5 protein-coding genes are annotated in these 25,614 nt (G+C 75.8%); all 5 read right to left on the bottom strand.

Annotation, left to right across the window (positions count from 1 at the left end; translation table 11 throughout):
* Positions 1–61: 61 nt before the first annotated feature.
* Positions 62–1,711 (bottom strand): (2,3-dihydroxybenzoyl)adenylate synthase, encoded by a 1,650-nt coding sequence (locus AC2RP6_RS08080; RefSeq protein WP_486450255.1) that lies wholly within the window; start codon positions 1,709–1,711, stop codon positions 62–64.
* Between the two features lie 32 nt (positions 1,712–1,743).
* Positions 1,744–2,970, bottom strand: a complete 1,227-nt coding sequence (locus tag AC2RP6_RS08075; protein WP_486445563.1) for an isochorismate synthase — start codon at positions 2,968–2,970, stop codon at positions 1,744–1,746.
* Between the two features lie 142 nt (positions 2,971–3,112).
* On the bottom strand, positions 3,113–3,946 hold the full coding sequence (locus tag AC2RP6_RS08070) for a 2,3-dihydro-2,3-dihydroxybenzoate dehydrogenase (RefSeq protein WP_486445562.1): 834 nt from the start codon (positions 3,944–3,946) through the stop codon (positions 3,113–3,115).
* 101 nt (positions 3,947–4,047) lie between these two features.
* Positions 4,048–22,947 carry a non-ribosomal peptide synthase/polyketide synthase gene (locus AC2RP6_RS08065; RefSeq protein ID WP_486445561.1) on the bottom strand — a complete coding sequence of 6,300 codons (18,900 nt, stop codon included), beginning with the start codon at positions 22,945–22,947 and terminating at the stop codon, positions 4,048–4,050.
* Positions 22,944–25,553 (bottom strand): amino acid adenylation domain-containing protein, encoded by a 2,610-nt coding sequence (locus AC2RP6_RS08060; RefSeq protein WP_486445560.1) that lies wholly within the window; start codon positions 25,551–25,553, stop codon positions 22,944–22,946. Before AC2RP6_RS08060 ends, AC2RP6_RS08065 begins: the two co-directional genes overlap by 4 nt.
* Positions 25,554–25,614: the final 61 nt, after the last annotated feature.

Genomic DNA, 25,614 nt, shown 5'->3' with positions numbered 1-25,614 from the left:
GGGGACGTCCGTTCGTTTGTGTGGTGGGGCAGGGATGGGCCGAAGGGCGGGGTGAGGGGTCTCAGGCCCCGTCCCCGGTGGCGCCGGCGGCCGCGGCGCGCAGGTCCTTCTTGGAGACCTTGCCGACACCCGTGGTGGGGAAGGCGGCGACGAACTCGACCCGGTCGGGCACCTTGTAGGCGGCCAGGCCGCGGCCGCGCAGGAAGGACTTCACGGCGGCGGGGCGCAGCGGCTCCGCGCCGGCCTGCAGGATCACGTAGGCACAGGTGCGTTCGCCGAGGTAGGGGTCCGGTTCCGCGACCACGTTCGCGTCGTGGACGGACGGGTGGGCGAGGATGTGGTTCTCCACCTCCTCGGCGGCGATCTTCTCGCCGCCCCGGTTGATCTGGTCCTTCGCCCGGCCCTCGACGACCAGGTGGCCGGTGGGCAGCGCGCGGACGACGTCGCCGGTGCGGTAGAAGCCGTCGGCGGTGAACGAGCGCGCGTTGTGCTCGGGGGCCCGCCAGTAGCCGCGGATGGTGTACGGGCCGCGGGTCAGCAGGTGGCCGGTGGCCCCCGGCTCCACCTCGCGGTCCTCGTCGTCCACGATCCGGATCTCGTCGTCCGGCGAGACGGGGCGCCCCTGGGTGCCGTTGACCAGCTCCTCGGAGTCGTCCAGCCGGGTGTAGTTGACCAGGCCTTCGGCCATCCCGAAGACCTGCTGCAGCCGGCAGCCGAGGGCCGGACCCGTCCGGCGGGCAGCCTCCTCGGGGAACTTGGCGCCGCCGACCAGCAGGACGTCCAGGCTGCTCAGATCGTGCTCCGTTGCGGCCGCGGCGTCGGTCCACAGCAGCGCCAGCGGCGGCACCAGCCCGGTGATCGTGACCCCTTCGCGCTCGATCAGCGGGAAGGCGGCCTCCGGCGCCGGCTGCGGGCACAGCACCACGCGGCCGCCCGCGTACAGCGCACCCAGCGAACCGGGCGAGGACAGCGGGAAGTTGTGCGCCGCGGGCAGCGCCACGAGGTACACCGACTCGGCGGTGACCCCGCAGATCTCGTTGGAGCCGCGCACCGAGTAGAGGTAGTCGTCGTGCGTGCGGGGGATCAGCTTGGGCACACCGGTGCTGCCGCCCGACAGCTGCAGGAAGGCGACGTCCTGCGGGCGCGGCCGGTACGCGGGCTCCGCGGCCGGTTCCACGGGCACGTCGGCCAGCGCCGTGAACCCGCCCGGGTCCGCGTCCGCCACGAACACGTGCCGCAGCGTGGGCACCTCCGCGCGTACCGCGGCCGCGAGCGTCCGGTGGTCGAAGCCGGCGAGCCTGCCGGGCACGACGTAGGCCACGGCCTGCGTGAAGGAGCAGAAGTAGCCGATCTCCGCCTGCCGGTGGGCGGGCAGCGCGAACACGGGCAGCGCCCCGATCCGGAACAGGGCGAACACCACCTCGAAGAACTCGGCCGTGTTCGGCAGCTGCACCACCACCCGGTCGCCGGCCGAGACGCCCCGGGCGGTGAACCCGGCCGCCATCCGGTCGGCGCGGGCGTCGAGTTCGGCGTAGGTCCACTCCCGGCGCCCGCCGTCCGGGCCGCCCGCCGGATCCACCACGGCCACCCGGTCCGGGTGGGCGGCGGCCCGCTCGCGCAGCACCCCGCCGAAGGTCTCGCCGCGCCAGTAGCCGGCGGCCCGATAGCGCTCGGCGAACGCGGCCGGCCACAGCGGGGCGTCGGGCGACACCGGGACGGACTGCCGGTGCGTGTCGGTCGAGGTCACAGGGAGGCTCCCACGGCGCTGAGGAAGGTACGGAACTTCGCCGCGGTCTCCGCGGTTTCGGCGAGCGGGTCGGACGCGGGCACCACACCGGCACCGGCGTACAGCCGCAGCAGCCCGTCGACGGCCTCGGCGCAGCGCAGGGTGACGACCCACTCGCCGTCTCCGCAGGCGTCCTGCCAGCCGAGCATCCCCGTGTAGAAGCCGCGGTCGAAGGGCTCCACGTCGGCGATCATGCGGCGGGCGGCCGCCGTGGGCGTCCCGCACACCGCCGGCGTCGGGTGCAGCGCGACGGCCACGTCCAGGGCGGTGGTGGCCGGGTCGGCGAGGGTCCCGGTCACGGTGGTCGACAGATGCCACATCGTGGCGGTGCGCACCAGCGCGGGGCGGGCGGGCACGTCCAGGGAGGAGCAGTAGGGGGCCATGGCCCGGCGCACCTGCTCGACGACGACGGCGTGTTCGTGCAGGTCCTTGGCCGAGTCCAGGAGTGCGGCGGCGCGCCGCACGTCCTCGGCCAGGTCCGCGCTGCGCGGGGCCGACCCGGCCAGCGGATTGGCGACGAGCCGCCCGCCGTGGCGGGCCACCAGCAGCTCGGGGCTGGCTCCCAGCAGGGTGCGGCCGGGGCCCACGGGCAGGGCGAAGGTGTGGCCGGACGGGTCGAAGCGGGCCAGCCGGCCGAGCAGCGCGGCGAGGTCGGGCTCGCGGCCGGGTGCGGACACCTCCAGGGTGCGGGCCAGGACGACCTTCTGCGCCTCGCCCGCCGTCATGCGGGCCACGGCCTCGGCGGTGGCCCGGGCGTACTCCTCCGGCGCGGGCACCTCGATGACCTTCCAGTCCAGTGCCTCCGGCGGGTCCGCGGGCAGCGTCACCAGCGGGTCGGCCTGCAGCGGCGGACCGGTACGGACCTGCTCCGGTACCGCCAGGGCGGCGGGGGCGGCGGTGTCGAACGCAACCGCGCCCAGGACCAGGGGCCGGTCGTGGCCCCCGCGGCGGGCCCGCGCCAGGGCGGTGCGGACCCGCTCGGTCAGCGGCGTGCCGTCGTCGGGGACGTCGGTGACGGGCCCCTGCGCCAGCAGGGTGCGGGTCGGCGTGGCGAGGAAGCGGTCGCCCGGCCGGTAGGCGTCGAGCAGGGCGGTGGCGGCGCCCACGGCGGGACGGGCCGTGACGTCCGACGCGGCGGGTGCGGGGGGCACGGGGGGTGCGGCGACTGGGCGGACCGTCGGCACGGTGTCTCCTCATGGCTGCTGTGCGCGGCGTGCGCAGGGTCTTGGCAGGTGGGTGCGGGTGGTGCGGGTGGTGGTGAGGGTGGCGCCCGGGACACGGACGCGGGGCGCGCGGGGCGCGGAGCGCGGACGGCGCGGCGGTCCGTCAGCGCAGGGAGGCGCCGCCGTCCACGTACAGCTGCTGCATGGTGATGTGGCGAGCCTCGTCGGAGGCGAGGAAGGCCACGGCGTCGGCGACGTCCGCCGGTTCGGCGATCCGGCCGAGGGGGATCGCGGTGCGGTAGCGGCTCGCGTCACCCTCCAGCACGCGGTGCGGGACGCTGTCGTCCTCCCACAGCGAGCGCTGCATGGCGGTGTCGGTGGAGCCCGGCGCGACCACGTTGCAGCGGACGCCGCTGCGGGCGTATTCGAGGCCCAGGCACTTCGTGAACATCGTGGCGGCCGCCTTGGAGGCGGCGTAGGCGGCCATGCCGACGCGCGGTACGCCCGCCGCGTCGGAGGCGACGGTGATGATGCTGCCGCGGCCCCGTGCGGCCATCGCCGGGGCGAGTTCCCGGGCCGTGTGGAACACGCCGCCCGTGTTCACCGCGAAGAGCCGGGCCCATTCCGCGTCGTCGACGGCGGTGGCCGGGCCGGTGTGCAGCACCCCGGCGACGTTCACCAGGATGTCGACCGGCCCCGCTTCGGCGACGGCGGCGGCGACCGCGGCGCGGACCGCGTCCGGATCGGCCACGTCCAGGCGGCGGGGCAGGAAGCGGCCGGGCGGCGGGGCGGCGTCCGGGCGGGACGCCCGGCCCTCCTCGGCCACCCGCACGGCGAGCGCGGCGACGGCCTCGCCGTCGATGTCGGTGGCGACCACCGAGGCGCCGTGGGCGTACAGGGTGCGGACGACCGCCTCCCCGATGCCCCGGCCGGCGCCGGTCACGAACGCGACGCGGCCCGTGAACCGCGAGTGCCCGGGGGCTGCGGCTTCAGGCATCTCGTCCTCCAAGTCAACTGGTGCGGAAGGTGTTCCAGGGGGTGGGGGCCCGGCCCGGGCGGCCTCGGAGGGCGGCCCGGACCGGATCCCGGGGCGACGCGTCAGCCGGACACGGGGACGGCGGCCAGCGCACGGGCCACCACCGGTCCGATCTCTGCCAGCGCGGCCGGGGACATCAGCTCGTCGTGGCCGAGGTCCAGCACGTGCTCCTCCAGCCGGCCGTCCAGGTACGGCGGCCACACCAGGGCCGGCGCCTGGTCCTCCGGAGTGGTCCGGGCGGCCGTGAAGAACAGCACGTCACCGCGGTAGCGCCGGCTCCGGCTGGCGGACAGCAGGCGTACGCAGTGCACGTTCACCGACACGATCGCGTCGAGCAGGTGCTCGTCGAAGCCGGCGAGCAGGCCGCGGCTGTCACGGATAGCGGCGATCCGCTCGTCCCGGTCGGCCGCCGCGGCGCCCTCCCGGGCGTCCACCCCGGCCACCGACAACAGGAAGCCGGACTCCTCCCGCTCCAGCCGCTCCCGCCAGTCCGGGGCGTCCGCGTACGACCAGTCCTCGGTCTCCGGCGGGTAGGCGTCGAGCAGGCCCAGGAACGCGACCTCCTCGCCGCGTTCCCGGAGCAGCGCCGCCAGGGTGTGGGCCACGGTCCCGCCGAAGGAGTAGCCGAGGAAGTGGTAGGGCCCCTCGGGCTGCACGGTACGGATCTCCGCGAGGTACAGCTCCGCGAGCCCGGCCACGTCCGCGACCCCGGGCAGCGCTCCGGCCAGACCGGGTGACTGGAGTCCGTACACCGGCCGGTCCGGATCCAGGTGGCGCAGCAGCCCGGTGTACTGCCAGGCGAAGCCCGACGCCGGGTGGAAGCAGAACAGCGGTGCCGCGGTGCCCCGTTCGCGCAGCGGCATCAGCACCCGCAGCGCGTCGTCACGGGCGTCGCCGGCGATCCGCGCGGCGATGTCGGCGACGGTCGGTGCGGACATCACCGCACCCACCTGGAGCGGGACCCCGAGCTCGTCGCGGATCCGGCTGACCAGGCGCATCGCGAGCAGCGAATGCCCGCCCAACGCGAAGAAGTTGTCCTCGACGCCGACCCGCTCCAGGCCGAGCACCTCCGCGAACACCCGGACCAGCACCTCCTCGCGGGCGTCCTTCGGGGGCCGGCCGGAGCCGTCGCCGAAGTCCGGCGCGGGCAGGGCGGCGCGATCCGTCTTGCCGTTCACGGTCAGGGGCAGCGCGGCCAGCTCCACGAACGCGGCCGGCACCATGTACTCCGGCAGCGCCGCCGCCAGCCGGGCCCGCAGCGCGGCCGGTTCGGCGGTCCGCCCGGCCGCTCCGGCGGCCGGCACGGTGTGGGCGACGAGGCGCTTGACCCCGGTCGGCCCGGTGTGGACCGAGACGGCCGCCGCGGCCACCTCCGGGAGCCCGGCGAGCACGGACTCGATCTCGCCCAGCTCGATCCGGAAGCCGCGGATCTTGACCTGGTCGTCGGCGCGGCCCAGGTAGTCCAGACCGCCGTCGGCCCGCCAGCGCACCAGGTCGCCGGTGCGGTACATCAGCGTGCCCGGCTCCCCGAACGGATCGGCGACGAACCGCTCGGCGGTCAGCGCCGGCAGGCCCAGGTAGCCGCGGGCCAGCCCCGCGCCCGCCAGGTACAGCTCGCCGGGGACCCCGTGCGGTGCCGGGCGCAGGGCTCCGTCCAGCACGTAGGCGCGGGTGTTGTGGATGGGGCGGCCCACGCAGGAGCCCGCGCTGTCGGCCACGTCGGCGCCGAGCGCGTTGATGGTGTACTCGGTCGGCCCGTACAGGTTGTAGGCCATCGTGCCGTCCGTCGCGGCGAGCAGCGTCCACAACGAGTCCGGCACGGCCTCCCCGCCGAGCAGGAACAGCGCCGGCCGGTGCCGTCCGGCGTCCAGCAGACCGGCGTCCACCAGCTGCTGCCCGTACGACGGCGTCACGTTGACCACGTCGATGCCGACCCGGTCGTAGTGCGCGGTGAGCGCCGCCGGGTCCAGCCGCAGCTCTTCGCCGATGACGTGCACCTCGTGCCCGTCGACCAGCCAGAAGAACTCCTCCCAGGACATGTCGAAGGCGAAGGAGACGGTGTGCGCCACCCGCATCCGGCGCCCGCCGGCCAGTTCCACCGCGGGCGCGAAGATCCGCTCGCGGTGGTTGGCGAGCATGTTCGTCAGGCCCGCGTACGGCACCACCACGCCCTTGGGGCGGCCGGTCGAACCCGAGGTGTAGATCACGTACGCCGGGTGCCTGCCGTCCCGGGGCCCGGTCAGCTCCGCCTCGGCCAGCGGCCCGTCGGACAGGGCGGCCAGCTCGCCGACGGTGTCCGGCGCGTCCAGTTCCAGCAGCGGTACTCCGGCCACCCGCGGCACCCGGCCGGCCACCTGATCCACCGTCACGATGCACAGCGGTCCGGCGTCCTCGACCATGGCCGCCAGCCGGTCCACCGGATGGTCCAGGTCCAGCGGCAGATAGGCGGCGCCCGTCTTCAGCACGGCGAACAGCGCGACCACGAAGTCCGCCGAGCGCGGCAGGCCCAGGGCCACCACCCGCTCCGGACCGGCCCCGCGGGCCCGCAGCGCGCGGGCCAGCCGGTTCGCCCGGGCGTCCAGTTCGGCGTAGGTCAGCCGCTCGTCCTCGAAGACCAGGGCGGTGTCCCCCGGCGTACGGGCCGCCTGAGCGGCGAACAGTTCCGCCACCGACGCGTCGGGGAACTCGTGGCCCATGTCGTCGCCCAGCTCCAGCAGCCCGGCCCGCTCCGGCGCGGGCAGCGTGTGCAGCCGGCCCACCGGCACCGCGCCGTCCGCGACGATCGACCGGACCAGCAGCGCCAGCAGGCCGGCCAGCCGCTCCGCCGTCGCCGCGTCGTACAGGTCGGGCCGGTAGGCGAGGGTCAGCTCCAGTGCCCGCCCCGGCGTCACCGCGAGGGTCAGCGGGTAGTGGGTGCCGTCGACGCCGTGCGTCCACCCGATGTGGTGCTCGGCCACCGCCTCCTCGCGGGCGGAGTCGTCGAGCGGCGTGTTGCGGAAGACGTACAGCGTGTCGAAGAGCTGGCCGATGCCGGTCTCGCGCTGGATCCGGCCCAGGCCCGTGTAGTGGTGCGGCAGCAGGTCGGCGTGCTCGGCCTGGACCCGCACCAGCAGGTCCCGCACCGGCTCCGCCGGCCGCAGCGACACCCGGAACGGCAGGGTGTTCATGAACATGCCGATCATCCGGTCCACGCCCGGCAGGCCGGCCGGGCGGCCCGACACGGTCGCGCCGAAGACCACGTCGTCCCGGCCGGTCATCCCGGCCAGGGCCATCGCCCACGCCGTCGACAGCACCGTGTTCAAGGTGATCCCGGCGCCGCGCGCGAACTCCCGCAGCCGGTCGCTGGACTCCTCGTCCAGCGACAGGTCCACCACCTCGGCCGTCACCGGCGGCCGCGCCGGGTCGGCCCCGGCCACCAGCGTGCCCTGGTCCAGCCCCGCCAGGTGGCCGCGCCAGGCGCGCACCGCCTCCTCGGTGTCCACCGCGGCCAGCCACCGCAGGTAGTCGCGGTACGGGGTCACCGGCGCCAGCACCGACTCGTCGCCCCGCGCCCCGTACAGGGCGAACAGCTCCTCGAAGAACAGCGACTCCGACCAGCCGTCGGTCAGGATGTGGTGCTGCGTCACGCACAGCACCCACCGGTCGGCGGCCATCCGGATCAGCGTCACCCGCAGCAGCGGAGGAGCGCCGAGGTCGAACCGCTCACCGGCGTCGGCGAGCGAGAAGTCCCGCAGCGCGGCGTCCTGCCCCGCCCGGTCCAGACCCGACCAGTCCAGCTCCCGCCACGGCAGTTCCCACGCGGAGGGCACCACCTGGACGGGCTGCGGCAGCCCCTCGTGCCGGAAACCGGAGCGCAGATTGGGGTGGCGGCGCAACAGGCCGTCGAAGGCCTCCCGCAGCGCGGGGGCGTCGACCTCGTGGAGGAGCTCCACGAAGTTCTGCATCAGGTACACGTCCAGGCCCCGGTCGTCGTACTGGGCGTGGAAGTACAGGCCCTCCTGGAGCGGGGAGAGCGGCAGCACCTCGCCCGCCGACGGGAACGCGCCGTCCAGCACGGCCCGCTCCGCCTCGGACAGCTCAACCAGCGGACCCGTACCGGACAGGAACCCGGTGCCGGACCCGGCCGCCGGCGTCGCGTCCGCGGCGGCCGCCGACACCGCCATCCGGGCCGGCGTACGGTGCTCGAACACGTCCCGCGGGGAGAGCAGCAGGCCCTCCTTGCGGGCCCGCGCCACCAGCCGGATCGACACGATGCTGTCGCCGCCCAGCGCGAAGAAGTCGTCGTCGGCGCCGACCCGCTCCACGCCCAGCACCTCCGCGAACACCGCGCACAGGGCCTCCTCACGGGGCCCGCGCGGGGCCCGCGAGGACGCGGCGCCGGTCAGCACCGGGGCCGGCAGCGCCGCCCGGTCCAGCTTCCCGTTCACCGTCATGGGCAGGGCCGGCAGCACCACCACGGCGGACGGCACCAGGTACTCCGGCAGCCGCTCCCCGAGCTGCTTGCGGGCCTGCTCGGGGTCGGCGGTACCGGTCACGTAGCCCACCAGCCGTCGCACGCCCGGGGTGTCCTCGCGGACCACCACGGCCGCCGACACCACCCCGTCCAGGGCGGCCAGCGCGGCCTCCGCCTCGGCCGGCTCCACCCGGTGTCCGCGGATCTTCACCTGGTCGTCGGCCCGGCCGAGGAACTCCAGCTCCCCGTCCGGTCGCAGCCGCACCAGGTCGCCCGTGCGGTACATGCGCCCGCCCGAAGCACCGAACGGATCGGCGATGAAACGTTCCGCCGTGGCGGCGGGCCGCCGCAGGTAGCCGCGCGCCTCGCCCGCGCCCGCCAGGTACAGCTCACCCGCAGTGCCCTCCGGCACCGGCCGCAGCGCACCGTCCAGGACGTACGCCGCCGTGTTGCCGATCGGCCGGCCCACGACCGGCGTGGCGGACACGGACAGGTCGGCCGCCAGGGCGTCCACCGTGTACTCGGTCGGCCCGTAGAGGTTGACCGACATCACCCCCGGGGTGTCCCGGACCTGCTTCCACAGCGTGTCCGGCACGCCCTCGCCACCGAGCAGCACCAGCCCCGGCCGGTGCGCGTCCCGGTCCAGGAGCCCGCACTCCAGCAGCGCCTGCGCGTGCGTCGGCGTCACGTCCAGCGCGTCGATCCGCCTTTCGCGGACATAGGCCACGGTGCATTCGGCGTCCCGCCGGTCCGTCTCGTCCAGGACGTGCAGCTCGTGCCCCAGGACCAGCCAGAACAGCTGCTCCCAGGAGGTGTCGAAGGAGAACGACGCGGTGTGCAGGGCCCGCAGCCGGCGCCCGCCGGTCGCGGCCACCGCCGGCCCGAACACCGCCGCGACGTGGTGGGCGTACAGCGCCGACAGGCCGCCGTGGGTCACCACGACGCCCTTGGGCACGCCCGTCGAGCCGGAGGTGTGGATCACGTACGCCGGGTGGCCGGGCAGCGGCCGGCGGGGCGCGGTGAAGGAGGCCGGGGCGGTCGCCAGTTCGGCCGCGGTGTCCGGCGCGTCCAGCACGATCCGCGGGGCCCCCGCGCCGTCGCCGGCCGGCAGCAGCGCGAGCGCCGCCGAGGTGGTCAGCACGCAGGCCGGCCGGGCGTCGTCCAGCATCAGCGCCAGCCGGTCCGCCGGATGGTCCAGGTCCAGCGGCAGGTACGCGGCACCCGTCTTGAGCACCGCGAGGATCGCGGCGACGGCGTCCGTGGATCGGGGCACGGCCAGCGCCACCACGTCCTCGGGGCCCACGCCCCGCCCGGCCAGCAGCCCGGCCAGGGCGTTCGCCCGGGTGTCCAGCGCTGCGAACGTCAGCCGCCCGTCGCCGGAGACCACCGCGCACGCCTGCGGGGTCGCCGCCGCCTGCTCCGCGAACCGGTCCGCGACCGTACCGGACGGCACCGCGCGGACTTCGCCGCGCAGCCCCGCCCGCCCGGCGCCCGGCTCGTCGCCCGCGAGCATCCGCAGCGAGCCCACCGTGGCGTCCGGGTCCCCGGCGAGCTGCTCCAGCAGGCCCGCCAGCCGGTCCGCGATCCGGGCCGCGGCCCGGGCGTCGAACAGGTCCGGCCGGTACTCGACGGCCAGTTCGGCCCGCTCGTCCAGGTTCACCGCCAGGGTCAGCGGGTAGTGCGTGCCGTCGCGGGCCTCGACGCCGGCCACCCGGACCCCGTCGGACAGCGCCGGCCCCGCGGACGGGTCCACCGGATAGTTCTCGACCACGACCAGCGTGTCGAACAGCTCGCCGCCGCCCGCCTGCTTCTGGATCAGCCGCAGCCCCAGGTGGTGGTGGGCCAGCAAGCCGTTCTGCTCGTCCCGGAAGCGGCGCACGAGTCCGCCCACGGTGTCCCACGGTCGGGCCGCCAGCCGTACCGGCACGGTGGTGATGAACAGGCCCACCATCGACTCGACCCCGGGTATCTCCTCGGGCCGTCCGGACACCGTCAGCCCGAACACCACGTCGTCCCGGCCCGTCAGCGACCCCAGCAACAGGCCCCACGCCGCCTGCACCAGCGTGCTCGGCGTGGTGCCGAGACGCCGGGCGGCCCCCGTCAGCCGGGTGGTCGCCTGCGCCGTCAGCTCCAGCCGGTGCACACCCGGCCGGACCGGCAGCCGGCCGGTGTCGGCCTCCGCCACCAGCGTCGGCCCGTCCAGGGCGGCCAGCGCACGCCGCCACGCGCCCTCCGCGGCCGGCGCGTCCTGCGCCTTCAGCCAGCGCAGGTAGTCCTTGTACGGGCGGACCGCGCCCGGACCGCCGGGCCCGCCGTCGGCCTCGTACAGCGCGAGCAGGTCCCCGACCAGCAGCGGCATCGACCAGCCGTCCACCAGGATGTGGTGCACCGTCACCACCAGGAGGTGGTCCTCGGGGCCGCGCCGGGCCAGAGTCAGGCGCAGCAGCGGCGGCCGGTGCAGGGAGAACCGCTTCGCCAGCTCGGCGCGCTCCACGCGGCGCACCGCCGACGGCGACGGGTCGTCGGAGAGGTCCACGCGGTCGAGGGCGAAGGGCACCTCGGCCGGGACGAACTGCACCGGCTGCGGCACGCCCTCGTGCCAGAACCCGGCCCGCAGGTTCGGGTGGCGCCGCAGCAGGGCGGCGCCGGCCCGCTCCAGCCGCTCCGCGTCCACGGGGCCGGCCAGCGACACCGACACCTGCACGGTGTAGACGTCCGGCGCGGCGCCGTCGTACAGCGAGTGGAACAGCATGCCCTGCTGCAAGGGGGACAGCGGAAGCATGTCCTCGATCTTGGCCTGGGTCACTGCTGTGCCCTCCACATGTCTTCGAGCATCGTGATCTGGTCCTGGTCGAGATCGACCAGGTCGAGGTCCGAGGGGGTGTACCCCCCGGTCGTGCCATGTGCCGCCCACGCGGCGAGGGCGTCCACGGCGGCCAGGAAGCCGTCCGCGAGCTTCTCCCACGACCTCCTGCGCGACGGCCTCGCCCGCCCACGTGAACGTGGTGGTCAGTTCGGGCCCGTCCGGGCCGTCACCGATCTCGGTGGTGATCTCCAGCGGGTGCGACAGCGGCAGCAGCCGATCCGGCCGGGCAGCCAGGGCGTCGGCCTCCGCGGCCGGACCCCAGTCGGGATCCGCCGCGCCCGTCTGCCGGCCCAGGTAGTTCCACAGCACCTCCGCCCGGGCCGCGCCGTCGAACAGCCGCGCCGTGGCCGGGTTGGCGTAGCGCAGCAGGCCCGCGCCGACACCGCCGTCCGGGACCTGCCGCAGCAGCTCCTTGACCTCCTTCAGGGCGGCGCCCGCGTCGTCCCGCCCGGCCAGCACCCCGGCCGCTTCGTAGGACCGGGCCGTCACCCGCAGCGGGTGGATCGCGGTGAACCAGCCCACCGTCCGGGTCAGGTCCGCACCCGGCAGCAGCTCCTGCTCCCGGCCGTGACCCTCCAGGTCCACCGTGAAACCGTCCCCGAACGGCAGCCCGCGGCGGGCCGCGAGATCACCGACGGCCAGGGCCAGCGCGGTCAGCAGGGTGTCACCGACCGTGCCGTGGAAGGCCGTCGGCACCTCGCGCAGCAGGGGCGCGGTGCGCTCCGCCGACGCCCGGACCGTCAGCTGCCGGGCCGTCGCGACGGTGTCGGTACGCGCGTGCAGCGGACGGTGCGCCAGCAGCGGAGCCGTCGCCGCGGACGCGGCCAGCCAGTGGTCGAGTTCTGCGGTCCGCCGCGGGTGCTGGGCCTCGGCGAGCAGGTGCGAGGTCCAGGTCCGCAGGGAGGTCGGCACCGGCTCCAGCACCGGGGACCGGCCCGCCGCGAGCGCCTCGTACGCCGCCCGCAGGTCCGGCAGCAGGATCTGCCAGGACACCTCGTCCACCGCCAGGTGGTGGGCCGCCAGCAGCAGCCGCCCGGAGGCGTCCGGGCCGCGGTCGAAGTGGACCGCCCGCAGCATCACGCCGGACTCCGGATCCAGCAGCCGCGAGACCCGCCCCGACTCCCGGGCCAGCAGCCCGCGCAGCTCGTCGTCGTCGCAGCCCGCCGCGTCCACCGGGTCCAGGACCGACCCGGCCGGCACCGCGCCCACGGGCCGCACCTCGGCGCTCCACACCCCGGGTCGGGCCACCACCAGCGTCTGCCGGAGCCCGTCGTGGTGGTCCAGTACGGCTTGCAGCGCGGCCACCAGGGCCGCCCGGTCCGTGCCGGCCGGCAGGCGCACCAGCCGGGCCTGGGCGAACGACGCGAACGGGCCGCCGCGTTCGGCGAGCCACTGCGCCACCGGAGGCAGTGGCAGCGGTCCCGGCCCGCCGTCCGCCGGACGCGCCGGGGCCGCCGGGGCGTCCGCGCGCCGGACGGCGACCGCGGCGAGGGCGGCCGGGGTCGGGTGCTGGAAGACCTGCCGTGCCGAGATGGTCAGCCCCGCCTTCCGGGCCAGGCCCACCAGCCGGATGGAGACGATGCTGTCGCCGCCGAGCTCGAAGTAGTTGTCGTCCGGGCCGACAGCGGACAGCCCGAGGACCTCGGCGACCAACGCCCGCAGCACGTCCAGGGGCTCCCCGGCGGCCACGGCCGCGACGGGCGTCGCCGGTGCCGCGGCCGCGGCGGCGACCGCCGCGGCCGGAAGGGCGGGCACGGGCAGCGCCCCGCGGTCCAGCTTGCCGTTGGCCGACAGCGGCAGCCGCTCCAGCGTCACGAACACCGACGGGACCATGTACTCCGGCAGCCGGGAGGCCGCCAGCGCGCGCAGCTCCTCCACCTCGACCGTCCGGCCCTCGGCGGGCACCACGTAGGCGACCAGCCGGCGCACCCCCGGGGTGTCTTCGCGGAGTTGGACGGTGGTGTGGGTGAGGTGGGGGTGGGTGGTGAGGGTGGTTTCGATTTCTGCGGGTTCGATGCGCAGGCCGCGGAGTTTGATCTGGTGGTCGGTGCGGCCGAGGTAGTGGAGGGTGCCGTCGGGTGTTTGGCGTACGAGGTCGCCGGTGCGGTACATGCGGGTGCCGGGGGTGCCGTGGGGGTTGGCGGTGAAGCGTTCGGCGGTGAGGTCGGGTCGGGTGAGGTAGCCGCGGGCGAGTTGGGTGCCGGCGAGGTAGAGCTCGCCGGGGGTGCCGGGGGGTACGGGGTTGAGGTGGTGGTCGAGGACGTAGGTGTGGGTGTTCCAGATGGGGGTGCCGATGGGTGTGGTGGGGTGGGGGTTGTGGGTGGTGGTGGTGTGGGCGGTGACGTCGACGGCGGCCTCGGTGGGGCCGTAGAGGTTCGCCAGCTCCGCGTGATGGGTGTTGTGGGCGTGGAACTGCCGGGTGTGGTCGGCGGTCAGGGCCTCGCCGCTGCACACCACCAACCGCAGGGACGGGGTGCTGTCGATGGTGTGGTCGGCCAGGTAGGCGCCCAGCATCGACGGCACGAAGTGGCAGACGGTGACCTGCTGTTCCTCGATGAGGGCGTTGAGGTAGTCGGGCTCCTTGTGGCCGTCCGGGCGGGCGACGACGAGCGGGACGCCCTGGGCGAGCGGCCAGAACAGCTCCCACACGGAGACGTCGAAGCCGGTCGGGGTCTTCTGCAGCACCCGGTCGGACAGGGTGAGTCCGTAGGCGTGCTGCATCCACTCCAGGCGGTTGACGATGGCCTCGTGCTCGATCAGCACGCCCTTGGGCCGCCCCGTCGAACCACTGGTGAAGATGACGTAGGCGGGGTGGCGGGGCAGGAGCGGCGCGACCCGCTCCGCGTCCGTCACCGGACCGTCGTCCCGCAGGACGAGTTCGGCCTCCACCGCGGGCGACCCCAGCACGACCAGGGGTACCTCCGGACCGGCCGGCAGCAGCGCCGCCGAGCCGAAGTCCGTCAGCGTGAGCACCGGGCCACCGCTGTCCAGCAGGTACGTCAGCCGGTCGGCGGGCAGCGACAGGTCGAGCGGGAGGTAGGCGCCACCGGCCCGGACCACGGCGTGCAGCGCGATCAGCAGGTCGGCGGAGCGGGGCAGGGCGACGGCGACGATGCTCTCGGGACCGACACCCCGGCCGATGAGGAGTCGGGCGAGCCGGTTCACCGCGGCCTCGAAGTCCGGCCGGGAGGTCTCCGTGCCCTCGAAGACCAGGGCCGGCCCATGGGCGCGGTCCGCGCCCGCCGCGACCAGGTCGGCGAGGGTGGCCGGACCCTCCAGCGCCATGGCCGTGTCGTTGAAACCGGACAGGATCCGCTCCCGCTCGGCCCCGTCCAGCAGGGCGATCGCAGACAGGGGCGCCGACGGATCGTCCGTCACCGCCGCCAGCAGCCGTACCAGCCGCCCGGCGAGCGCCTCGACCGTCGAAGCGTCGAACAGGTCAGCGGCGTACCGGATCCCGCCCTCGAAGCCGCTGCCCGGCCGCAGGGTGCCGAAGGCGAGCTCCAGGTCCACCTTCGCCCCGCCGGTCTCCACCCGGAACTCCTCGGCGGGAGCACCGAACAGCTCGTCCGGCGACTCCGGCGCCGAGTGGTAGGTCACCATCGTCTGGAAGAGCGGATTGCGGGCGCGGGACCGCTCCGGCCCCACCGCCTCCACGACCGCCTCCAGCGGCAGGTCGGCGTGGGCGAAGGCGGCCAGCGCCGTGTCCCGCACCCGGGCCACCAGTTCGGTGAACCGCGGGTCGCCGGACACGTCCGTGCGCAGCACCAGCGTGTTCAGGAAGTACCCGACGAGGCCGTCGAGTTCCGCCCCGCCCCGCCCCGAGACCGGGCTGCCGAGCGGGATGTCCTCGCCCGCGCCCAGCCGGTGCAGCAGGGCCGCGACGGCCGCGTGCACCACCATGAAGGGGGTCGCCCCGGTGGTGCGGGCGAGGCGCAGCAGCCCGTCCGCCGTGTCGGCGGGGACGGTGAACGGCACCACCCCGCCCCGGAACGTCGGCTCCGCCGGACGGCCGCGGTCGGCCGGCAGTCCCAGCTCCGCGGGGACGCCCGCCAGTGCGTCCCGCCAGTACGCGGCCTGGGCCGCGGCCACCGACCCGGGGTCGGAGACCTCGCCCAGCAGCTCCCGCTGCCACAGCGCGTAGTCCGCGTACTGCACCGGCAGCGGGGCGAACTGCGGTGCCCGGCCCGCCGTACGTGCCGCGTACGCCGCGGACAGGTCCGCCAGCAGCGGGCCGGTGGAGGCCTCGTCGGTGGCGATGTGGTGCAGCAGCACCAGCAGTACGGCGTCGTCCGGCGCCGTCCGCAGCAGGGTCACCCGCAGCGGGAGATCCCGCTCCAGGTCGAAGGCGTACGATCCCGCCTCCTCCGCCTCGGCGCGCAGCCGGTCGGCGGGCACGTCCCGGACGTCCACCGGAACGGCGGCCCGGTCAGCGGGCAGCACCCGCTGGTACGGCCGGCCGTCCTCCTCCGCTACGACGGTGCGCAGCACCTCGTGCCGGGCGGACAGGTCCTGGACGGCGGCGCGCAGCGCCTCCGTGTCGACCGGGCCGCGCAGCCGCACCGCGACCGGGACGTTGTAGACCGCGCCGGTGCCGCGGAGGGCGTCCAGCAGCCACAGCCGGTGCTGGGCGTAGGACAGTTCGGGACGGTCGGTACGGCGGGCGGACGCCTCGGCGAGGACGGGCAGCCGGCGACCGTCGCCCGCACCCCCGCCGCGCTCGGCGAGGCGCGCGGCCAGCCGGGCCGCGGTCCGCAGTTCGAACACGTCGCGCACGGCGCAGTCCCCGCCCAGGGCCTCCCGCAGCCGGGCGGCCACCCGGGCCGCCAGCAGGGAGTGCCCGCCGAGCGCGAAGAAGTCGTCGTCCGCCCCGACCGACGACCGGCCCAGCACGTCGGCCAGCACACCCGCGGCGATCTCCTCGCGGGCGTCGCGCGGGACCCGGGAAGAACCGGCCCCGGGCAGCTCCGGGGCGGGCAGGGCCTGCCGGTCCAGCTTTCCGTTCGGGGACAGCGGCAGCTCGGGCAGCGTCACGAAGAAGCTCGGCACCATGTACTCGGGCAGCCGCTCTCCCGCCCACGCCCGCAGCTCGGCCGCGTCCGGGTCCGGCATCCCGGCCGCGGGGACCACGTAGGCCACCAGGTGCTGGACTCCCGGGGTGTCTTCGCGGAGTTGGACGGTGGTGTGGGTGAGGTGGGGGTGGGTGGTGAGGGTGGTTTCGATTTCTGCGGGTTCGATGCGCAGGCCGCGGAGTTTGATCTGGTGGTCGGTGCGGCCGAGGTAGTGGAGGGTGCCGTCGGGTGTTTGGCGTACGAGGTCGCCGGTGCGGTACATGCGGGTGCCGGGGGTGCCGTGGGGGTTGGCGGTGAAGCGTTCGGCGGTGAGGTCGGGTCGGGTGAGGTAGCCGCGGGCGAGTTGGGTGCCGGCGAGGTAGAGCTCGCCGGGGGTGCCGGGGGGTACGGGGTTGAGGTGGTGGTCGAGGACGTAGGTGTGGGTGTTCCAGATGGGGGTGCCGATGGGTGTGGTGGGGTGGGGGTTGTGGGTGGTGGTGGTGTGGGCGGTGACGTCGACGGCGGCCTCGGTGGGGCCGTAGAGGTTCGCCAGCTCGGCATCGTGCGCGTTGTGGGCGTGGAACCGGTCCGTCAGGTCGGTCGTCAGCGCCTCACCACTGCAGACGACCAGGCGCAGCGAGGGCGTCGCGTCGATGGTGTGCTCGGCCAGGTAGGCGCCGAGCATCGACGGCACGAAGTGGCAGACGGTCACCCGCTGTTCCCCGATCAGACCCGCCAGGTACGCCGGCTCCTTGTGGCCGTCCGGGCGGGCGACGACGAGCGGGACGCCCTGGGCGAGCGGCCAGAACAGCTCCCACACCGAGACGTCGAAGCCGGTCGGGGTCTTCTGCAGCACCCGGTCCCGCGCCGTCAGCGCGTAGGCGTGCTGCATCCACTCCAGGCGGTTGACGATGGCCTCGTGCTCGACGAGCACGCCCTTCGGCCGCCCCGTCGAACCACTGGTGAAGATCAGGTACGCCGGGTGGTGCGGCAACAGGGGCGCCGTACGGTCCGCGTCGGTGACCGGACCAGGCTCCAGCCCGGTCAGCTCCGCCGCCGTCTCCGGAGCGTCCAGGAGGACCACACCCACCCCGTCGGCCGTCGGCACGGCCGCCGCTGACACCGCGTCCGTCAGCAGGCACACCGGGCGCGCGGTCGCCGTCATGTACGTCAGCCGGTCGGCGGGCAGCGACGGATCCAGCGGGAGGTAGGCGCCACCGGCCCGGACCACGGCGTGCAGCGCGATCAGCAGGTCGGCGGAGCGGGGCAGGGCGACGGCGACGATGCTCTCGGGACCGACACCCCGGCCGATGAGGAGCCGGGCGAGCCGGTTCACCGCGGCCTCGAAGTCCGGCCGGGAGGTCTCCGTACCCTCGAAGACCAGGGCCGGCCCATGGGCGCGGTCCGCGCCCGCCGCGACCAGGTCGGCGAGGGTGGCCGGACCCTCCAGCGCCACGGCCGTGTCGTTGAAACCGGACAGGATCCGCTCCCGCTCGGCCCCGTCCAGCAGCGCGATCCGCGACAGCCGTACCGAGGGATCCGCGATCACGGAGTCGAGCAGCCGGACCAGACGCCCGGCGAGCACCATCACCGTCGGCTCGTCGAACAGGTCGACCGCGTACCGGATCCCGCACGTCATCCCGATCGGCGTGCGCCGGAACAGCACCTCCAGGTCGAACTTCGCGGCGCCCGCGCCGACCGTCTTCTCCCGCGCCGTCACCGCCCCGCCGAACAGGCCGGCCGGGACCGCCGCCCCGCCCTCGTACGCCACCATCGTCTGGAACAGCGGGTGGCGGGAGAGCGAGCGCTCCGGGGCGACCGCCTCCACCACCGCGTCGAACGGCAGGTCGGCGTGGTCCAAGGCCTCCGTCGCCGCCCGCGCCGTACGCGACAGCAGCTCCGCGAAGTCCGGGTCTCCGGACAGATCCGCCCGCAGCACCAGGGTGTTCACGAAGAACCCGACCAGCGCGTCCAGGGACTCCGCCGAGCGCCCCGACGCCGGGAAGCCCAGCGGCAGGTCCTCGCCGGCGCCCAGCCGGTGCAGCAGCGCCGCCACCGCCGAGGACACCACCGCGAACATGGTGGTCCCCGAGGAGGAGGCCAGTGCCTCCAGCCCCGCCACCAGGTGCTCCGGCAGGCCCACCGTCACCGTCCGGCCCTGGTGCGAGGGCACGGCCGGGCGGCCGCGGTCCGCGGGCAGCGTGACCTCGGCCGGGATCCCGGCCAGCGCCACGCGCCAGTACGCGGACTGCTCGGCGGCCACCGAGCCCGGCTCCGACGCCTCACCCAGCAGCGCGCGCTGCCACAGCGCGTAGTCGGCGTACTGGACGGGCAGCGGGGCGAACTCCGGCGCCCGGCCCGCGCGGCGGGCCGCGTACGCCTCCCCGAGATCGGTCAGGAAGGGTCCCGTCGACCACTCGTCGGAGGCGATGTGGTGGAAGAGGACCAGCAGCGTGTGCGCCTCCGGCCCCTCCCGCAACAGGGTCACCCGGACCGGGAGCTCCCGCTCCAGGTCGAACGCGTGGCCGGCGGCCTCGTCCAGGGCCGCGCCGGCCCCGCCGGCCTGCACGGCCGTCACCGCGAACGGTACGTCCGTCACGCCCGGCTCCAGCACCCGCTGGTACGGGCCCGCAGCGTCCTCGCCGTACACCGTGCGCAGCGCCTCGTGCCGGGCCACCACGTCGGCGACCGCGGCCCGCAGCGCGGCCGCGTCCAGCGGCCCGGTCAGCCGCAGCGCCAGCGGCACGTTGTACGTCGCCGACGCGCCGTCCAGCCGGTCCAGGAACCACAGCCGCGCCTGGGCGAAGGCCATCGGCAGCCGCTCCGGCCGCGCCGCCGCCACCGGTTCCGGGCGGCCCGCGCCGCCCCGGTCCGCCAGCCGCCGCGCGAGCCCGGCCACCGTGCGCGCCTCGAACACGTCCCGTACCGAGCACGCCGTACCGGCGGCCCGGATCCGGGCGACCAGCCGCGTCGCCAGCAGCGAATGCCCGCCCAGCCGGAAGAAGTCGTCCTCCGCGCCGACCGACGCCAGCCCCAGCACCTCGGCGAACACCGCCGCGATCCGCTCCTCGGCCGCGCCGCGCGGTGCCCGGGACTCCCCGGCCGCCCGCAGGCCCGGCACCGGCAGCGCCGCCCGGTCCAGCTTGCCGTTCACGTTCACGGGCAGCGCCGGCAGCACCACCACCGCGGCCGGTACCAGGTGCTCGGGAAGGACCGCCGTCAACTGCCGCCGCAAATGCTCCGGTTCGGCCCGGTCCGCCACCGCGTACCCGACCAGCTCCGGCAGTCCGGCGGCGCCCGGGAGGTCCTCGCGGACCAGCACCGCGGCCGCCGACACCCCCTCCAGGGCGGCCAGCGCCGCCTCCACCTCGCCCGGCTCCACGCGGAAACCGCGGATCTTCACCTGGTCGTCGGCCCGGCCCAGGAACTCCAGCAGACCGTCCGCCCGCCGGCGGGCCAGGTCGCCGGTGCGGTACATGCGGGTGCCGGGCGCCCCGTGCGGGTCGGCCACGAACCGCTCCGAGGTCAGCGCGGACCGTCCCAGGTAGCCGCGTGCGTTCTGCTCACCGGCCAGGTACAGCTCGCCGGGCACGCCCGGCGGAACGGGACGCAGCCGCCCGTCCAGGACGTACGCCCGGGTGTTGTCCAGCGGCCGTCCCACCACCGGGGTCGGGCTGTCGGTCACCCGCGCCACCAGCGCGTCCACGGTGAACTCGGTGGGCCCGTAGTAGTTGACGGTCTCCACGCCGGAGACCCCGCGCAGCTCCGCCCACAGACCGGCCGGCACCGCCTCGCCGCCGAGCAGGAACAGCGGCGGCCGCCACGCACCGGCCAGCAGCCCGGCGTCCACCAGCCGGTGCCCGTACGAGGGCGTCACGTCCAGCGCGTCGATCCGGTGTTCGCGCACGTACGCGACGACCGCCTCGGCGTCACGGCGCCCGAACTCGTCCAGGACGTGCAGCTCGTGCCCGGCGACCAGCCACAGCAACTGCTCCCAGGAGGAGTCGAACGAGAACGACGCCGTGTGCAGCGCCCGCACCCGGCGGCCCAGCCGGGCCGCCACCGGCCCGTACAGGTCGCGCTCGTGGTCGCGGAAGAGCCGGGTCAGGCCCGCGTGCCGCAGCACCACGCCCTTCGGTACCCCGGTGGAGCCCGAGGTGTAGATGACGTACGCGGCGTGCTCCGGGTGCACCGGCACCTGCGCCAGCGGCTCCGCCTCCGCCAGCCGGCCGGCGGTCTCCGGGTCGTCCAGTACCAGCGCCGGTACGCCCGGCACGCGCCCGGCGGCGGCCCGCGTCGTCACCACGCACACCGGCGCGGCGTCCGCGAGCATGAAGGCGAGCCGGTCGGCCGGGTGGTCCAGGTCCAGCGGCAGGTACGCCGCTCCCGCCTTCAGCGCGGCCAGCAGGGCGACCACGGTGTCCGCGGACCGGGGGACGGCCAGCGCCACCACGGTGTCGGGGCCCGCACCGGCGGCGGCGAGCAGCGTGGCCAGCCGGCCCGCCCGCTCGTCCAGTGCGGCGAAGGACAGCCGTTCGGCGCCCGCCACCACGGCGGTGGCGTCCGGGGCGGCCGCCGCGCTCGCGGCGAACACGGCCGTCACCGGCTCCGGATCGACCGGCCTGCCGGTGGCGTTCCACCGCTCCAGCGCGGTGCGCTCGGGCAGGTCCAGCAGCTCCCAGCCGGACACCCGGCGGGAGGGGTCCGCGACCGCCTCGGCCAGGACCCGCAGCAGCCGGTCGGTGAAGGCCTCCGCGGTGGCGGTGTCGAAGCGGGCCGTCGCGTAGAACGCCTCCAGCTCCAGGCCGGTGCCGTGCGCCGTGTCGGAGAAGGTGACGTCCAGGTCGAACCTGGCGGCGCCCGGGTCGATCCGGTCCACCCGCGCGGCCAGCCCGAACAGCGTCCGCAGGTCCTGGCTGACCGTGCTGTGCGACACCATCGTCTGGAACAGCGGGTGCCGCACCGGTGACCGCTCGGGCGCCACCGCCTCCACCACCGCGTCGAACGGCAGGTCGGCGTGGTCCAGCGCGGCCAGGTCGGCGGTCCGCACCCGGGCCAGCAGCTCCCCGAAGGTGGGGTCGCCGCTGAGGTCGGTGCGCAGCACCAGGGTGTTGACGAAGAAGCCGACCAGGTCGTCGAGGGCGCTGTCGGAGCGGCCCGCGACGGGCGTGCCGAGGACGACGTCCTCGCCCGCGCCGAGCCTGTGCAGCAGACCGGCGACGGCCGCGTGCACCACCATGAACACGCTGGTGCCGGTCTCCCGGGCCACGTGGCGGATCCCTTCGGCCACGTCGTCCGGCACCCGCCGGTACACCATGGCGCCGACGGCCGCCGCGGCCGCGGCGGCCGGGCGGGGGCGGTCCGCGGGCAGGTCCAGCTCCGGCGGCGCACCGGCGAGCGTCCGGCGCCAATAGGCGGCCTGGGCGGCCGCCGTCGAACCCTCATCGGCCCGGTCGCCCAGCAGGTCGCGCTGCCACAGTGCGTAGTCGGCGTACTGGACGGGCAGCGGGGCGAACTCCGGTGCTCCACCGGCGCGTCGGGCCTCGTACGCGCGGGTCAGGTCGGCCAGGAAAGGCCCCATGGACCATTCGTCGGAGGCGATGTGGTGCAGCAGCACCACCAGCACGTCACCGGCGCCGGACCGCGGCCGGACCAGGGTCACCCGGACCGGGGCGCCCGCCGACAGGTCGAAGCGGTGTCCGAGGGCCACCGCCACCGCGCTTCCGGTGTCGTCCGCGTCGGCGGTCTCCACAACGTGCAGCCGTACGCCCGCGCCGTCCGCCGGCAGCACCCGCTGCGCGGGGACGCCGTCGCACTCCTCGAACACGGTGCGCAGCGCCTCGTGCCGAGCCACGGTGTCGGTGAGGGCCGCGTCCAGGGCGCCCTCGTCCAGCCGGCCGTCGAACCGTACGGAGAAGGGGATGTTGTAGGTGGTGGACGGGCCTTCCAGTTGGTGCAGGAACCACAGCCGCGCCTGCGCGTACGACAGGGGAAGGACGGCGGGCCGGTCGGCCGGGGCCGGGGAGCGGCGGGCCACGGACGTCCGGCCGCCCAGCCGCGCGGCGAGCACCCGTGCGGTCCGCGCCTCGAACACGTCGCGGATCGCGCAGTCGGTGCCCAGGGCGGTCCGCAGCCGGGCGGCCGCGCGGGACGCCGGGAGCGAGTGGCCGCCGAACGCGAAGAAGTCGTCCTCCGGGCCCAGTCCGGGGGCGTCGAGCACGTCGGCGAGGACGCCGGTGACGATCTCCTCGCGGGCCCCGCGCGGGGCGCGCCCGCCGCCCGGGCCGGCCGAGCCCTCCGCGGGCGCGGGCAGGGCCTTGCGGTTCACCTTGCCGTTGGCGGTCAGCGGGAACGCGTCCAGCACCACCACGGCGGCGGGCACCATGTACGCGGGCAGGGCCTCGGCGGCCGCCCGCCGGACCGCGGCCGGGTCGGGCGCGGAGCCGTCCGCCGCCCGGGTGACGTAGCCGACCAGCATCTGCCGGCCGGGCTCGTCCTCCCGTACCAGCGCCACGGCCCGGCCGGTGCCGGCGGCCGCGGCGAGCGCCGCCTCGACCTCGCCCGGCTCGATCCGGTGCCCGCGCAGCTTCACCTGGTCGTCGGCGCGGCCCAGGAACTCCAGCAGCCGGCCCCGTTCCGCCGCACCAGGTCGCCGGTGCGGTACATGCGGGAACCCGCCGGTCCGAACGGGTCGGCGGTGAACCGCTCCGAGGTGAGGGCGGGGCGGCCCAGGTAGCCGCGGGCCAGCTGCGCGCCGGCCAGGTACAGCTCGCCGGCGCGGCCGGCGGGGACCGGGCGGAGCGCCGCGTCCAGGACGTGGGCGCGGGTGTTCCAGAACGGCAGGCCGATGCCGGGCACGCCGGTGTGGTCCGCGGCCAGGACGGTGGAGGTGGCCCACACGGTGGCCTCGGTGGGCCCGTACACGTTGGTGACCGACGCCGCCGTGCGGGCGAGGCGCTCGGCGAGCGCGGCGGGCAGCGCCTCGCCGCCGACCAGCACCCGGGTGCCGGACAGCGCCGTGGGCCGGCCGTCCTCCAGCAGCGCGTGCCACAGCGAGGGGGTGGCCTGCATGACGGCGGGGCGGTGCGCGTCCACCAGGGCGGCCAGCGCGGACGGTTCGCGCACGGTGTCGCGGTCGGCGAGGACGATCGTGGCCCCGCACAGCAGCGGGGTGTGGATCTCCAGGACGTGGATGTCGAAGGAGACGGTGGTGACCGCGACGAGGCGGTCCCCGGGGGCCAGGGCGAGCACCTCGGACTGCATGTGCAGGAAGTTGGCGAGCGCCGCGTGCGGGACGACCACGCCCTTGGGGCGGCCGGTGGAGCCGGAGGTGTGGATCACGTACGCCGGGTGGGCGCCGGTCAGCGGGGCGGTGCGGTCGGCGTCGGTGACGGGGGCGGCCGGGAGGGCGGCCAGTGCGGCCAGGGTGTCGGGGGAGTCCAGCACGATCCGCTCGGTGCCGCAGGCGTCGGGCGCGAGCGCGGCGCTGTCCAGGGTGGTGAGCACGCACACCGGGCGGGCGTCGTCCACCATGAACCGGAGCCGCTCCGCCGGGTATTCGAGGTCCAGCGGCAGGTACGCGCCGCCCGCCTTGAGGACGGCGAGGAGTGCCACCACCAGGTCGGCGGTGCGGGGCAGGGCGAGGCCGACGAACGACTCGGGGCCGACGCCCCGCGCGATCAGCAGCCGGGCGAGCCGGTCGGCCCGCGCGTGCAGCTCGGCGTGGTCCAGGACGGTGTCCCCGGCGATCACGGCCGGGACGGCGGGGTGACGGCCGGCGGCCTCCTCGAGGGCGGCGACGACCGGGCCGGCCGGTACGGGCCGGGCGGTGTCGTTGCCGGCGGCGACGGCGGCCGCCAGCGCGGCGGGGGCGAGCAGGTCGGGCCGGCCGACCGGGGCGTGCGGGCCGGCCGCGGCGCAGGCGGCCAGGAAGCGCGTGAACTCGGCGAGCAGTGCGGCCGCGGTGTCCTGGTCGTAGGCGTGCGGGTTGGCGTCCAGCTCCAGCCGGATCCGGCCCTCCGCCTCGTCGTGGTGGACGCCGAGGGTCAGGTCGTCGACGGGGCCGGCGGCTACGTTGTGCACGGTGGCGGGCGATCCCGCGAAGTCCAGGCCGTAGTCGAAGGCCTTGACGTTGAGCATGGGGCCGAACGCGCCCGCGCCCTCCGCGCGGCCGGGACCCAGCTCCCGGCGGATGTCCTCGGCCCGGTGGCGCTGGTGCCGGCGCAGTCCGCGCACCCCGGCCGCCACGGCGGCCACCAGCTCGCCGAACGGCGTCCCCGGCCGTACGGCGACCCGCAGCGGCAGCACGTTGACCACCATGGCCGGGACGCGCAACGCCGCGGAGCCCAGCCGGGCCATGGCCGGCAGGGACAGGACGACGTCGCGGGCACCGCCGGCCCGGTGCAGCCAGGCGGCGAACGCGGCGGTCACCGCGTCGGCCCAGCTGGCGCGCACGGACCGGGCGGCGGCGAGCAGGTGGCCGGTCGGCTCCGGACCGAGTTCGGCGCGGGCGCGCAGGAACGCGTGCCCCGCCGGGTGCGCGGCGCCGCTGAGCGGGGCGGGTTCGGGCAGCCCCGTCAGGCGGTCCAGCCAGTACGCCCGGTCCGCCGCGTGGCGTTCGGAGCCGCGGTGGGCGGCCTCCTCGTCCAGGACGGCGGACAGGCCGGGGAAGGGGGAGGGGCCGGGCTCGTCGCCCCCGGCGAGCGCCGTGTAGACCTCGGCGGCACGCCGCGACAGCAGGGAGAACCCGTAGGCGTCGAGGGCGATGTGGTGGACCCGCTGGTACCAGAGCGTCCGGTCGGTGGCCACCCGGTGCAGGCTGAAGAAGGACAGCGGGTCGCGCGCCGGGTCCACCGGGGTGGCCATGTCACGGTGCATCAGCGCGAGCGCGGTGCCGTACGGGTCGTCCTGGCCGGTGTGGTCGAGGACGGGGACGGCCACCGGCGCGCGGTCCGCTGCGGGCCGCGTCAGCTGGTACGGCTCCCCGTCGGCGTCCTCGGCGAAGGCGACGGTGAGCGCCTCGCACTCGGAGACGGTGTGCCGCAGCGCGGCGGTGAACAGCTCGGGGTCGAGCGGCCCCTGGATCTCGACGTACTGGCCGACGTTGAAGACCGGGGATTCCGGGTCGAGCCGCTGGCCGTACCAGACGCCGGTCTGGGCCCCGGTGAGGGGGAGACGCTGGGGGGTGCGGTCGCTCATGGGTGGTGCTCCAGGGGTCGTCGGCGGGACCGGGACGGCGGCCGGCCGGGGGTGTGAAGGG

This window comes from Streptomyces sp. WAC03905, from assembly GCF_057371075.1.
This window is presented reverse-complemented; position numbering and strand designations above follow the sequence as displayed.